Below are 13,329 nucleotides of genomic sequence, written 5' to 3'. Positions count from 1 at the left end.
CGGGGGCTCCAAGCGGGTCGCGTTAAGCGGCTAGTTGCAGGGGTTCGGCACGGATTTCTGCCCCTCAGTGCCATGGGGCCTTGGCAATTGCTTTTGTTGACGTCAACATGCTGGGATAAAAAGGACACATATATATGAAAAAGGACACCGGTGTATAGATCAAATACACTGGTGTCCTGGATTTTAGATAGACAAGAATGAACACATCCACCAGCGAAGCTGGTGGTTGTCACTATGCGGGCATAGCCCTTTGCTCCTCGCGGACGCGTGCAACGCGTAATACGATTCTGTCAGTTGCGCAAAAATCGTTCTATCTCAACTAAATTTATCTCCTAATCGTACTTCTATCTACCCTTTTTCTTATTTTCTTCTTTTTGTTGCTTGTCATTTTATAATTTTCATACTAAACTATCACTTGTCATTCATCTTTGAATGTCCTCCCTTTGCTATTTCTAGTGCAGTTGGCAGACCGCACTTCAAATTATAGCAAAGGGAGTTTCTTTAGCTTTTTCATCGCCATAGGCTTTTTTGAACCACTCGCCTAGCGAGTGGTTTTCTTTATACAAAAAAAAGAGTATTCACCTCACGGTAAATACTCTTGGATCAATCGATAATAAGACTTCTGATATATAAAGCCTCAGATCGCAAGCATAGCATCCCTGAGGTGTTTTTGTGAGAGGGACGAGTCCTGACAGGCGGGACAAGAGAGACGAGATGTGCTGGATGACCCGGCACAACGATGAGAGACTTTTACGAGACAAACTATATCACATCCCCTGTGCTGTGTCAATTGATTTTCAATAAAAAGTTTAATTATTTTAGGTTCTAGCAGAAAAACGCGGCAAAATACGCGAATAATTGTTCCGCTATCGGTACAATCGTCACCCGCAGGTGTGTACAGGAATCATGTAGATTCGTGTCTCCCGCGACCTTGCATAGGAAATTGTATTCCCTGTCCCGCTGGGAGAACCATTCCAAACCGCAATGATAAGATCGCTGTGGTCAACCATATAGCGATTGCTTCTGTCAAAGAAGTCTGGGGTATAGCGTGTCTGAAGCAGTGTTACCTTGTCGCACTGAGTTATAGTTGTGCGATGGACTGGAGATCATATTGAGCGAATTTTCCTCAACCCCTGAATTTGATGAGTTAGAACCAGGGATCAAATAAAAGAAGGTGCAATTCGACATGCTCTGGACAGAAAAACGGAGCGCCTGCTCTGTCGCAGACGCTCCATTAGAGGTTCTGGTAATTCAATTTTGTCTTGGTTTTTGCAGTCGGCATGTTCTTTCCGCCTTATCGCCTTTCTCCAGAGGCTGGACAAAGGCAGAGAAGGCACACACAGGCTCCCATCAATCCCACCAGAAATACCAGACCGTGGACTGCCGCAGCACATCGGCCATAGCTCCTACGGTGGCTTCCTCCGGACCCTGGTCGATCACATCGGGGCAGAAGCCGTACTGCTCCACTGCTGCATCCATGGCCTTCTCCTGGGAAACAGGAGTCGGGAGCAGGAACTCCAGTTCATCGTGGGTCATAACTGCGGGCACCGTGCCATATTGCTCAAACCAGTATTTCGCCACTGCCATCAGCGACTGCGTGTCAGGACATTCATTCCAGCCGCCAAAAGGCAGATAGGCAAAAATCTCCCAAGGATTCTTCACTGGGATTTTAGCCAGAATGAGAGGATAGGTCATTTTGCTATCGGAATTCCAGTAGCTTGAAAAACGACGGTTCTCATACCCGCCCTCCATTTCGCCCAGGATTTCCTCATCCCAGTCCATATCGTCATCCTCGGCTTCTTCCTTGCGCTGCCGGATCATTTCCTCCAGAACTGCCTTACCGTTCTTGATGGGGGCGGAGAGCATCTTCTTCCGGTATTCGGCAACTTTGTCCGGGTCGAAGGCATAGCCGTCCTCGCCATCACTTTCCGGGTCAGAATTCATAATCAGGCATTCCCACAGGGTTTCATCATCCGCTTTGATCAGAACCGGCACAAATCCCTCTTTGACACTTTCCCGTTTGGCATAGCTGTATGCCGACATGATGGGATCATCGTCCGTCATCGAGGGGAAATAGGTACATTCACAGTCCAGATATTCCATCATGGCTTCTGCAAGTTCCGAAGGTTCCAGAGTGTCCTCATCGAAATCCTGTCCCTGCCAGTTGACGAATCGCTTTTCCATAACTTTTGCAATGGCCTGATAATAGTTCTCATCAAAGGGAATAAACAGATAGGCTTCCTCCTGGAACTTATCGGAATCATATTGCTCTGCGCCGAAATATTCCAAGGCATAGTTGTCAATGTCGCTGGGGAAGTAAGGGCTGTCCGCCTCCCCATAGTAGTATCCGGCAAAGGCTGCGCCTTCCTCGTTGAACAGCGCCCCAAAAAGCTGCCCGTTCAGCTGGTCCCGGATAAAGCCACGCAGATCGGCGCGGCTCAGATCTGCCAGAAACGGCTGCACCTGCTCCCAGTACCGCTCCATAAATTCCACGCTCATCAGATCATGTTCCATGCACCAGCGCAGATAAATGGCCATGTGGTTGTAGGCATTGATTTCATCCACCGGCAGGCCCTTTTCCCGAATGGATTCCAGGTGCCAGGCGGCGTCGTCCATATTTCCGGTGAAGTTCGCATCTGCCAGGGTGCCTCTGGCAATGGCATTCTGGCGGGTGGGATTGACCACAAAACTGATGCCTGCCATTTTTTCCAGCAGAGCGTCCGCATCATGCTCCAGCTTATACTTTAATTCGTTCCGATAGAGAGGAATTACCTGATAGAAGTTGACCTCCTCGCCGCTGGGCAAAGTGCAGACCTCGCCTCCGTTCCAGACAACATCCTGCGGGCCCACCAGAAGTGCGCCGCAGAGCGTCGTGTTCTCCGCAAACGGCGATTGCTTGTCCATGGTGTGGCCAAAACCCAGCCAGGTATCGCCGGAAATCGGCAGTCGGGCCAACACCTTCAAGAGGCCAATAGGCCAGTATCCAGCAGGCACAGGTCAAAGCGGACGGCCTGCCAAAGCTTCTGGGCCTGGGCGGCGTTGTGGGCCAACGCCACAGCATGGCCGTCCTGCTCCAGGGTGGACTTTACGGCCTCCCCCAACAGAACATCATCTTCTACCAACAAAAGCTGGGCCATAGGTACCTCCTCGTATAATAAGATTCAAAGTTAATAATTTCAGGCATCAGCAGGCATTGAGATGCCCGTGATACAATAGCTGTAGGACAGCAGGGTCAAGCTCTCCACCTCCTTGTTGAGCCACAAGGCTACTTCATTTTTAGTCTGTTCCCCTGAGCCGGAAGTCAGCTGCAAACTCATTGGCTGTTTGCCGGAGGCAAGGCCGCCCTTTCAGCAGTGAGGGCTTTCGCATTGGTCTGCCCCGGAATGATTCTGATACGCGAGGTTGCGGATGCTTCGGTTATCATGGGTATCTCAAAGCCTGCTGGCCTGAAATCTCCATGTGGGGAGGTGAAAATTGTGAACCCACTATTCGTTGGCATTGATGTGAGCAGCAGAAACAATGTGGCCTACCTGATGAAACCCGACGGCAGCAAGCACTCCAGCTTTTCCATACAGAACAACCTGGGTGGTGCTAAACTGTTATCAGAGAAGATCGTGTCGGCACTGCGTTCCATGCAGCTCAGCGATGTGGTGATCGGCCTGGAGGCCACCTCCATCTACGGAGACAGCTTGGTTTACGCTCTCCGGGAGGATGGCAGCCTGGGCCGGTTCCAGCGGAAGATCCATGTCCTGAATCCAAAGCAGGTCAAAAAGTTCAAGGAAGCCTATCCCGACCTGCCCAAGAATGACTTTGTGGACGCCTTTGTGATTGCCGACCATCTCCGTTTCGGCAGGATCGCCAAGGAGGTCTATATGGACGACTACCGCTACCAGGCGCTCAGGACCCTTACCAGGGCCAGGTTTGACGTGATCCAAAACCTGACCCGGGAGAAACAGAGATTCGCTAACTACTTATTCCTCAAATGCTCCGGCATAGCCCAGGACAAGGACATCCAGAACACCAGCGCCACCACTATCGCGCTCATGGAGCGGTTTGAAACTGTGGATGACCTGGCAAACGCCGACCTGGACGAACTGACTGCCTTTCTGGATGAGAAGGGCAGAAACTTCGCTGACCCGGCTGCCAAAGCCAAGGTTATTCGAACTGCCGCCAGAGACTCTTACCGCCTGCCTGTTACTGTGAACAATTCTGTAAATCAGGCGATGGCAGTCTCTATTGCCTCCATGCGGGCTCTGGAAAAGCAGGTCAAGGTGTTGGACAAGGCCGTTGAACAGCAGTTTGAAATCATTCCCAACACCCTGACCTCTATCCCCGGGATTGGCAAGGTCTACTCCGCCGGGATCATCGCCGAGATCGGCGACATTCACCGTTTCAGCTCTCAAGCCTCGGTTGCCAAGTTCGCCGGCCTTGTCTGGACACAGCACCAGTCCGGTGAATTTGAGGCTGAACACTCCCGGATGATCAAGTCCGGCAACCGCTATCTCCGCTACTACCTGCTGGAAGCCGCCAACTCTGTGAGAAGATGCGATTCCGAGTTCCGGCGCTACTATGACCTCAAGTATCAAGAGGTCAACAAGTATCAGCATAAACGCGCACTCGCTCTCACTGCCAGAAAACTGGTTCGGTTGATCTTTCGGCTGCTGAAGGACAACCGCCTGTATATCCTGCCGGAGGGCTGAGCGTACCGCTTGCCGCTCTGGCGCATAGGCCCTGTTTCAAAAAACTCAGGGACAGGGCTTGGATTGGCGTTGTCTTTTTCCTGCCTACATGGTCCTTTTTACTCATTCCCATTTGAAATTTTCTTGCATCACCTACTTGACTTCATACCATTGGACTAAAAAACAGTGTGTATAGTATAATTGCAAAAATACCAAAAGTAAAGCGGATTTTTCCACAATATTTTTTCGCACTGGTCCTTGTGATTGTCCTGAGAGCAGGTGTATAATAGCTATACCGCCAAGTATTTGGCAAAAGTACGGAACTTTGAATTGGAGGAGATTCCCATGGCTATTCATATGTTTCAGACCCTGATTGACACTCTGAAGAAGAGCCCCAAGCGCATCGTGTTCACCGAGGGCACCGACCCCCGTATCCTGGAAGCCAGCGCCCGTCTGCTGGCCGGTACCTTCCTGACTCCTGTGCTCATCGGCAACGAGGAGGAGGTCAAGGCCGCTGCTGAGGAGACCGGCTACAACATCCGGGGCGCCGAGATCATTGACCCCGCCACCTATCCCGAGATGGATAAGCTGGTGGACGCCATGGTGGAGCTGCGTAAGGGCAAGATGACCGCCGACGAGTGCCGCGCCGCTCTGAAGAAGGGCAACTACTTCGGCACTATGCTGGTGAAGATGGGCGTGGCCGACTGCCTGCTGGGCGGCGCCACCTACTCCACCGCCGACACCGTCCGTCCCGCCCTGCAGCTGATCAAGACCAAGCCCGGCAACAAGATCGTGTCCTCCTGCTTCATCCTGGTCCGTGAGGGCGTGGGCAGCAACACCGTGCTGGCCATGGGCGACTGCGCCATCAACATCGATCCCACTGAGGACGAGCTGGTGGAGATCACCACCGAGGTGGCTCACTGTGCCCGCATCTTCGGCATCGACCCCAAGGTGGCTATGCTGAGCTACTCCACCAAGGGTTCCGGCAAGGGCGAGACCGTGGACAAGATGCGTCACGCCTATGAGAAGGTGATGGCCACCAATCCCGACTTCGCCGTGGACGGCGAGCTGCAGTTTGACGCCGCCGTGTCTCCCAAGGTGGCTGAGACCAAGTGCAAGGACTCCAAGGTCGCCGGTCAGGCCAACACCTTTATCTTCCCCAACATCAACGCCGGCAACATCGGCTACAAGATTGCCCAGCGTCTGGGCGGCTTTGACGCCTACGGCCCCGTGCTGCTGGGCCTGAACGCCCCCATCAACGACCTGTCCCGCGGCTGCAACGCCCAGGAAGTCTATTCTATGGCTATTATCACTGCTGCGCTGGCTTAATCAGTTACTTACGGAAACCGGAGCACTCGTCAGGGTGCTCCGGTTTTTTATATATGGAAGGCTTCCGGCAAATTGACAAAAAAGTTTGGCGGACAGGGGCGGAAAACCGCCGGTCTTGGGGGTAGGGCGGTCCCTTTTTTATTCTGTCCACCAGATGTCGTGGTGTGAAAATTCCTTTCTCCACAGGGAGAGAAACTGTTCGCTTTTCCCGGAAAGCCTTGACTTTTGGATCAGATGCGTGTATCATTACGACTGTAACCATTTGTAACCTTTTCGTTTCCGGCTGTTACCGATCGGATACAGACCGGATACAGACTCATTGATATTCCACGATATAGGAGGGGAATCCCCCCATGGACGAGATCCTTCATATTCCACAGGAACGGGAGACTGAGAGTCTGACCGCCCGGCTGCGGGCCAAGGCCCAGACCGCCGGCGGCGCGATCCGCGCCGGCGCCGGGCGGTTCCAGCATTGGGCCGACGCCGCCACTGCCGGCGGCCGCCGCATTGTCAGCCCGTTCCACTTCCTGGCTGTGGCCGCCGTTGTGGGCGTGGCCGCGGTGGTCACCTCCGTTTACACCCCTGCCTATGTGGTGGAGATGAACGGCGTGGCTCTGGGCACCGTCACCTCTCCTCAGGTCTTTGAGGATGCGGTGGATCGGGTAGAGGCCCGGGCCACGCAGATCCTGGGATATGACTACACTCTGGACGGTGATATTGCCTACTCCTTCGCCCTGGTTGAGCAGGAGAACATTACCCCCGCCGCTGAGTTTGAGACCTATCTCTTCGATCAGATCGGCGACGTGATGAAGAACTATGTGCTCACCGTCAACGGCCAGTTTATCGGCGCCGCCCAGGACCGTGAGACTCTGGATATCGTTCTGGACCAGGTGAAGGCCCCCTATATCAATGAGAACACCATCTCCGCCGAGTTTACCTCCGGCGTGTACATCACCCACGAGTACACCGCCTCCGACGTCAACCAGGATGCCGACGCCATGGTGGCCGCCCTCACCGCCAATCAGAACGGCCAGACCACCTATGAGGTGCAGCAGGGCGATACCTTTGTGGACATCGCCGTGGCCAACGGCATGACCCTGTCCGAGCTGGAGGCCCTCAACCCCGGTGTGGACAGCAGCCGCATTTACATCGGTCAGATCGTCAACGTGAAGGAAGAGATCCCCTTCCTGTCCGTTAAGACGGTGGATCACGTGACCTACACCGAGGAGATTGCCTGCCCTGTGGTGGAAGTGGAGGATGACTCCATGTACCAGGGTGAGTCCAAGGTGCTGGACGCCGGTACCCCCGGCGAGCAGGTGGTCACCGCCGATGTGTCCTACCTCAACGGCGTGGAGCAGGAGCGCACGGTGCTGGAGACCCAGGTCACCCGTGAGGCCACCAACAAGGTCATCGCGGTGGGCACCAAGGTGCGGCCCTCCTGGCTGCCTACCGGCACTTACATCTGGCCGGTGTACGGCAACATCACCTCCAGCTTTGGTTACCGCTCCATCTTCGGCTCCTACAGCTACCACAGCGGTCTGGACATCGCCACCTCCTACGGCACCACCATCAAGGCCGCCGACGGCGGCACCGTGGTGTGGTCCGGCACCGGTACCGGCAGCTACTGGAGCTACGGCAACTATGTGGTCATCGACCACGGCAACGGCAAGCGCACCCTGTACGCCCACTGCTCCAGCCTGCTGGTTTCCACCGGCGAAAAGGTCTACCAGGGCCAGCCCATCGCCCGTGTGGGTTCCACCGGCCGGTCCACCGGCAACCACTGCCACTTTGAGATACAGATCAACGGCACCGCCGTCAACCCCCTGGCCTACCTGGGGTAAGATCATCAAACATAAAAAGCCCGGCGCGTCATACGACGCGCCGGGCTCAGCTTGTCGAAAAAGGCAAACATGATGCAAGAGAGAACGGAGTTCTTGCACGGAGGAAAAGCCCTCGGCAGAGTTTTGCCGCCCGCAGGCGGCAAAATTGAATCAAAATCTGTTTTTTCCAAGGACATGAGCCTTGGAAAAAACACTGCTCAGCCCGCAAGGGTGCGCGCTTTGCGCGTGCGACGCAGCGGGCTGCATCCCCTCGAAAAAATGCTTGCATTTTTGAGAAGCGTGTCGAGGTTTCTCGACACGCTGAGCCCGGCGCGTCATACGACGCGCCGGGCTTTTTTGTGCTGTTATTGGTCTCCGTAGGTGTGGGCCAGCACCTGAGCCAGGGCGGCCTTCCGGCAGCGCTCACACAGCGTTTCCGGCTCCTCGCCCGCCTTTTGGGCAGCCAGGGCCAGCTCCTCCTCCGTGCCGATCACCGCGCCGCACCGGGCGCACCGCACCAGGGTAAAGGTCTTGCCCCAGATGGTGCGGGTGTCCGCCGTCTCGGTGAGGGGGATGGCGTCGGTGGGGCACACGCTGGCGCAGGAGCCGCAGCCCACGCACACCGGGCTGGGGTCGTGGTAGGGGGTGGCTACCTCCTTGGTGACTCCACGGTTGACCGTAGAGATGGCCCCCACGCTCAGCTCGGCGCAGGCCCGGGCGCACAGCCCGCACAGGATGCACTTGCCGCTGTCCACCGGCTTGAGGCGCTCCAGAGGGGGCGCGCCGTAGTGGGTACACATCTGGGCGATGAGTTCGCTGTCGGGGGCCCGCTTGCGGAGGAGGGACAAAATCATCCCCCGCTGACGGCGGACCTTGTCGCTGTCGGTGGACACGGTACACTCCCGCTCCACCGGGTAGACGCAGGACACCACGATTTTGGGGCCCTTGCCCTCGTCTACCTCCACAATGCACACCCGGCAGCAGCCCTGCCCGGGCAGGGCTTCGTGGTGGCACAGGGTGGGGATGTAGATGCCGTTGCGCCGGGCCACCTGGAGGAGAAATTCCCCCTTCTCACAGCTGCACTGCTTTCCGTCTATGGTAATGATCATCCCGCCACCTTGCCTTTCGTCTCCACCGCGCCGAACTTGCAGGCCTCCCGGCAGGAGCCGCAGGCGATGCACCGGGCGGGGTCAATGACATGGGGCTCCTTCACGCCGCCGGAGATGGCCCCGGCGGGGCAGGCCCGCTTACACGCTCCGCAGCCCACGCACTTGTCCGGCTGAATGGCGAAGGAGGTGAGGGCGGGGCACACGCCGGCGGGACAGCGGTGCTCCAGGATGTGGGCCTCGTACTCCTGCCGGAAATACTTCAGGGTGGTGAGCACCGGGTTGGGGGCCGATTTGCCCAGGGCGCACAGGGCGCTGCCCTCCAGGGTCTCGCATAGCTGCTCCAGCAGATCCAGGTCGCTGAGCTGTCCCCGGCCCTCACAGATATCGGTAAGGAGCCGGAGCATATGCCGCAATCCCTCCCGGCAGGGGGTACACTTGCCGCAGGACTCCTCCGAGAGGAACTTGATATAATACCGGGCCACTTCCACCATGCAGCTGCGGTCATCCATGACGATCATGCCGCCGGAGCCCATCATGGCTCCGCGGCTTTTCAGGGTGTCGAAGTCCACCGGCAGGTCCAGCAGCTCTGCCGGGATACATCCGCCGGAGGGGCCGCCGGTCTGCACCGCCTTGAAGGGCCGGTCTCCCTGGATGCCGCCGCCAATATCGTAGATCAGGTGCCGCAGGGTGACCCCCATGGGTACCTCCACCAGGCCGGTGCGCTTCACCTTGCCCACCAGGGCGAATACCTTGGTGCCCTTGGAGTCCTCGGTACCCATTTGGGCGAAGGCGTCGCCGCCGCCGGAGAGGATCACCGGAACATTGGCCAGAGTCTCCACGTTGTTGAGGACGGTGGGCTGGTTCCACAGGCCCCGCTGCACTGAGCGAATATATTTGGCCCGGGGTTCGCCCACCCGGCCCTCCACCGAGGCCATCAGCGCCGTGGACTCGCCGCACACGAAAGCGCCGCCGCCTCTGACAACGGAGAGTTCTAATTTCTTGTCAGATCCCAGAATGTGATCACCCAGTGCGCCGTAGGCCTGGGCCTGGGCGATGGCCTCCCGCACATTTTTCACCGCCAGAGCGTACTCGTCCCGGATATAGAGGAAGCCCTCCTCCGCGCCGATGGCCAGGGCACAGATGGCCATACCCTCCAGCACGCTGTGGGGGTCCCCCTCCAGAATGGAGCGGTCCATAAAAGCGCCGGGGTCGCCCTCGTCGCCGTTGCAGGCTACATATTTGGGGAATTTGTGGTATCCGGCGGCAGTGCGCCACTTCCGGCCGGTGGGGAAGCCCGCGCCCCCCCGACCCCGCAGGCCGGAGCGGTCCATCTGGTCCAGAATCTCTTCCGGGGTCATGGTGAGAGCCTTGCGCAGCGCCTGATAGCCACCGTGGGCCACATAGTCCTCCACACTGGTGGGGGAGATGGCGCCAATGTTGCGCAGGGCGATTTTGTGCTGGGGGGCGTAGAAGGGGTTTTCCCGCTGGCTGCGCACCCGCTGGCCCTGGTCGTTTTTGTAGAGGAGGCGGTCCACCGTCTCACCGCCCAGGACGGTCTTTTCCACGATCTCGGGGACGTCCTTTACCTGGACTTTGTAGTAGGTGATATCATCCGGGTCGATTTTGACCAGAGGTCCGTTCTCACAAAAGCCGTTGCAGCCGGTCTCCTTTACCAGCCACGCCACGGCGTGGTCTGAGCCCTCCAGCAGGCGGTGGAATTCGGCGGCCACCTTGGCGCTGCCGTTGGCCAGGCAGCCGGTGCCGCAGCACACCAATACCGTTTTATTCATGGCCTTCCACCTCCCGGTACTGGTCCAGAATTTTGGGCAGCTTCTCCAGGGTCACCCGCCCGTAGTAGGTGCCGTCCACCACCATCACCGGGGCCAGGGCGCAGGAGCCCAGGCAGTTCACCAGCTCCAGGGAGAACAGCCCGTCCTCCGAGGTCTCCCCGGCATCGATGCCCAGCAGCCGCCGCACCCCGTCCAGCAGGGTGGTGGAGCCCCGGATGTGGCAGGCAGTGCCGTCGCACAGCTTGATGATGTGCCTGCCCTTGGGCTTGAGGCTCAGGGCCTTGTAGAAGGTGGCCATGGCGTACAGGGAGGACAGGGGACAGCCCAGGTAGGCCGCCAGGGCCTCCATGCCCTCCCGGGGGATGTAGTTGAATTTATGCTGCATATCCTGGAGCATGGCCAGGCTGAACCGCTGCTCCGGGGGATAGGCCTGTAAGATGGCCTGAATGTCCTCCATGGGGATATCCATATGGGTTTCACCGCCTTTTTTGGGTTTGGCGGGGGAGCGGGGGCTCAGCCCCCGGCCACCACCGGGAAGATCTGCACCGTGTCGCTGTCTTTCAGCAGAGTGTCCAGGCCGGAGAGGAACTCCACCCGGCGGCCGTTGACCAGCACGATGATTTTCTCCCCCAGTGCGTCCCCGGCGGGGGAGAAGAACTCCCCCCGGAACCGGGGGCCAAAACGCCGGGACAGGTCCTCCCCCAGCGCCCCCACGGTGGGGGGCGGGGAGAGGACCAGTTCCTTGGTCCCGGCAAACTCCTTTTCCCGCAGATAGGCAAAGAATTTCACCGTCATGGGCTTATTTCAGGTTGAGGGAGGCCAGCTTCTCCAGGGTGGGGATGCCCTCCGCCGTCCAGCCACGGGCGGCGTAATACTCCGCCAGCATGGTGTACAGGTCGTTGACCTTGCCCGCCGCCGGGCCCTCGGGCAGCTTCTCCCGCAGCAGCCGGGGAGGCAGGGTGTCCTTCTCCACACCGGCGGCAATGTTGAACTGCTTCTCCAGGTTCCAGATCCGCTCACCTTTCAGCAGGATCTCCTCGTCGCTCTCGTCGCTGCCCACCGCCTCCCGGTACTGGGCCGCCACCTCGGGCAGGCCGATGCCGAAGGTGGTGAACAGGCAGATGCCGGTGGCGTCCACCAGGGCGGTGAGGTCCTGGAAGGTTTTCAGCAGACCCGCCTTGCCCTCGGTGACCAAGGGGTCCATCTTCATGGGGATGCCCAGCACCTCGGGGGAGATCATGTAGCCCCGGACGTGGCAGCCGCCCCGGTTGGAGGTGGCGTACTCCAGGCCGATGCCCTGGATGGCCCGGCCGTCGTAGGCGGGCATCTCCTGCTTCTTCACCGACATGGACAGCTCCGGGTGGCCGTATTGTTCCGCCATGCGGTAGGAGCCCAGGCCCATGATTTTGCCGAAGCCCTCCCCCTTGCAGGTCATCTCCACCGCCTTCACCATGGCCGCCGCGTCGCCGAAGCGGAGGGGGAAGCCGATGTCGGACTCGGGGATGGCTCCCATCTCAAAGAGCTCCATGGCGCAGGCCACGGTGGCTCCCATGGTGATGGGGTCGATGCCGTACTGATTGCACAGGAAGTTGGCGTCGCACACCGCCGCCAGGTCATTGACGCCGCAGTCGGCGCCGAAGGACCAGCCCGCCTCGTACTCGGGACCCTCGCCCTTGGAGGCGAAGGGGCCCTCCTTGATCTCCACCGCCCGGCCGCAGCCGATGGAGCAGCCGAAGCAGCCCTTGTTGCGCAGCAGATACTTGGCGGCCAGGGTCTCGCCGGAGATGTCGTCGGCCAGATCGTACACCGAGCCGTCCCGGCCGTTGCGCAGGGGCAGACCGCCGGTGGCGTTGACGATGTTCACCAGAATTTGAGTGCCGTAGGCCGACAGGCCGGCTCCAGTGACCGGGTGGGCCTTCAGCTTGGCCCGGGCGTCCACGCAGGCCTCAAAGAAGGCCTCGGGCCGGGCCACCGTCACCGAGCCGGTGCCCCGGACGGCGATGGCCTTCAGCTTCTTGGAGCCCATCACCGTGCCCATGCCGCCCCGGCCCGCCGCCCGGTGCTTGTCGTTCATGATGGCGGAGAAGAGACAGCCGGTCTCCCCGGCGGGGGCGATGCAGGCGATGCGGAACTCGTCCCCCAGCTCCTCCCGCAGCAGGTCGGTGGTCTCGAACACGTCCTTGCCCCACAGGTGGGAGGCGTCCCGCAGTTCCACCGTGCCGTCGTTGATGTAGAGGTACACCGGCTTCTCCGAGATGTTCTCAAAAATGATGCCGTCGTACCCGGCGTATTTCAGCTCGGGGCCGAAGTGGCCGCCGGAGTTGGCCGCCCCGATGGTGCCCGTCAGGGGGGACTTGGCCACCGCGTTGTACCGGCCGGAGGAGGTGGCGCAGGTGCCCGTCAGAGGGCCGGTCATGAAGATCAGCTTGTTGTCCGGCCCCAGAGGGTCGCAGTTGGGGTCGCACTCGTCGCAGTAATACTTGGTGCCCAGACCACGGGCCCCCACATACTCCTGGGCGTTCTTCTGGTTCAGGGGCTCCCTGCGGATGGACCCCGCCGCCAGATCAATGCGTAAAATCGTGCCGGTATATCCGTTTCCCAT

General features: G+C 58.8%; 9 protein-coding genes and 1 pseudogene. 3 read left to right on the top strand and 7 right to left on the bottom strand.

The window, feature by feature from the left end:
* Positions 1–1,350: 1,350 nt before the first annotated feature.
* Both B5F94_RS00425 and B5F94_RS00420 read right to left on the bottom strand, forming a co-directional pair.
* Positions 1,351–2,982 (bottom strand): annotated as a pseudogene (locus tag B5F94_RS00425) (DUF4253 domain-containing protein); the annotation flags it as partial.
* Complete coding sequence (locus B5F94_RS00420; RefSeq protein ID WP_242965515.1) at positions 2,961–3,137, bottom strand: response regulator; 177 nt, start codon at positions 3,135–3,137, stop codon at positions 2,961–2,963. The gene B5F94_RS00420 and the pseudogene B5F94_RS00425, both read right to left, overlap by 22 nt.
* Before the next feature lie 339 nt (positions 3,138–3,476).
* Between B5F94_RS00420 and B5F94_RS00415 the strand changes: the two genes are divergently transcribed.
* From B5F94_RS00415 to B5F94_RS00405, 3 genes are all read left to right on the top strand, one after another.
* Positions 3,477–4,700: an IS110 family transposase gene (locus B5F94_RS00415; RefSeq protein WP_087326490.1), complete on the top strand. Its 1,224-nt coding sequence runs from the start codon at positions 3,477–3,479 to the stop codon at positions 4,698–4,700.
* 324 nt (positions 4,701–5,024) lie between these two features.
* Complete coding sequence (gene pta, locus B5F94_RS00410; protein WP_087326487.1) at positions 5,025–6,008, top strand: phosphate acetyltransferase; 984 nt, start codon at positions 5,025–5,027, stop codon at positions 6,006–6,008.
* Between the two features lie 353 nt (positions 6,009–6,361).
* On the top strand, positions 6,362–7,849 hold the full coding sequence (locus B5F94_RS00405; RefSeq protein ID WP_087326484.1) for a peptidoglycan DD-metalloendopeptidase family protein: 1,488 nt from the start codon (positions 6,362–6,364) through the stop codon (positions 7,847–7,849).
* A gap of 344 nt (positions 7,850–8,193) precedes the next feature.
* Here the strand turns inward: B5F94_RS00405 and B5F94_RS00400 are convergent, their stop codons facing one another.
* From B5F94_RS00400 to B5F94_RS00380, 5 genes are read right to left on the bottom strand one after another with little or no spacing between them, the layout of a single operon-like run.
* Complete coding sequence (locus B5F94_RS00400) at positions 8,194–8,937, bottom strand: 2Fe-2S iron-sulfur cluster-binding protein (protein ID WP_087326482.1); 744 nt, start codon at positions 8,935–8,937, stop codon at positions 8,194–8,196.
* Positions 8,934–10,727 carry an NADH-quinone oxidoreductase subunit NuoF gene (locus tag B5F94_RS00395; RefSeq protein ID WP_087326479.1) on the bottom strand — a complete coding sequence of 598 codons (1,794 nt, stop codon included), beginning with the start codon at positions 10,725–10,727 and terminating at the stop codon, positions 8,934–8,936. Before B5F94_RS00395 ends, B5F94_RS00400 begins: the two co-directional genes overlap by 4 nt.
* On the bottom strand, positions 10,720–11,196 hold the full coding sequence (locus B5F94_RS00390) for a complex I 24 kDa subunit family protein (protein WP_087326476.1): 477 nt from the start codon (positions 11,194–11,196) through the stop codon (positions 10,720–10,722). The genes B5F94_RS00395 and B5F94_RS00390 overlap by 8 nt, the downstream gene beginning before the upstream one ends.
* 44 nt (positions 11,197–11,240) lie before the next feature.
* A complete protein-coding gene (locus tag B5F94_RS00385) occupies positions 11,241–11,522 on the bottom strand; it encodes a MoaD/ThiS family protein (RefSeq protein ID WP_087326474.1) in 282 nt (93 codons plus the stop codon).
* Between the two features lie 4 nt (positions 11,523–11,526).
* A complete protein-coding gene (locus B5F94_RS00380; protein WP_087326471.1) occupies positions 11,527–13,329 on the bottom strand; it encodes an aldehyde ferredoxin oxidoreductase family protein in 1,803 nt (600 codons plus the stop codon).

It is taken from the genome of Flavonifractor sp. An4, assembly GCF_002161755.1.
GTDB classification, from domain to species: Bacteria; Bacillota; Clostridia; order Oscillospirales; family Oscillospiraceae; genus Flavonifractor; species Flavonifractor avicola.
Note: the sequence above shows the minus strand (reverse complement) of the source record. Positions and strands in the feature narration are given on the sequence as shown.

Excerpts from the sequence above, each read along its gene's own strand:
- B5F94_RS00420 (WP_242965515.1), bottom strand. The coding sequence starts at position 3,137 with ATGGCCCAGCTTTTGTTGGTAGAAGATGATGTTCTGTTGGGGGAGGCC.
- pta (WP_087326487.1), top strand. The coding sequence starts at position 5,025 with ATGGCTATTCATATGTTTCAGACCCTGATTGACACTCTGAAGAAGAGC.
- B5F94_RS00405 (WP_087326484.1), top strand. The coding sequence starts at position 6,362 with ATGGACGAGATCCTTCATATTCCACAGGAACGGGAGACTGAGAGTCTG.
- B5F94_RS00400 (WP_087326482.1), bottom strand. The coding sequence starts at position 8,937 with ATGATCATTACCATAGACGGAAAGCAGTGCAGCTGTGAGAAGGGGGAA.
- B5F94_RS00395 (WP_087326479.1), bottom strand. The coding sequence starts at position 10,727 with ATGAATAAAACGGTATTGGTGTGCTGCGGCACCGGCTGCCTGGCCAAC.
- B5F94_RS00390 (WP_087326476.1), bottom strand. The coding sequence starts at position 11,196 with ATGGATATCCCCATGGAGGACATTCAGGCCATCTTACAGGCCTATCCC.
- B5F94_RS00385 (WP_087326474.1), bottom strand. The coding sequence starts at position 11,522 with ATGACGGTGAAATTCTTTGCCTATCTGCGGGAAAAGGAGTTTGCCGGG.
- B5F94_RS00380 (WP_087326471.1), bottom strand. The coding sequence starts at position 13,329 with ATGGGAAACGGATATACCGGCACGATTTTACGCATTGATCTGGCGGCG.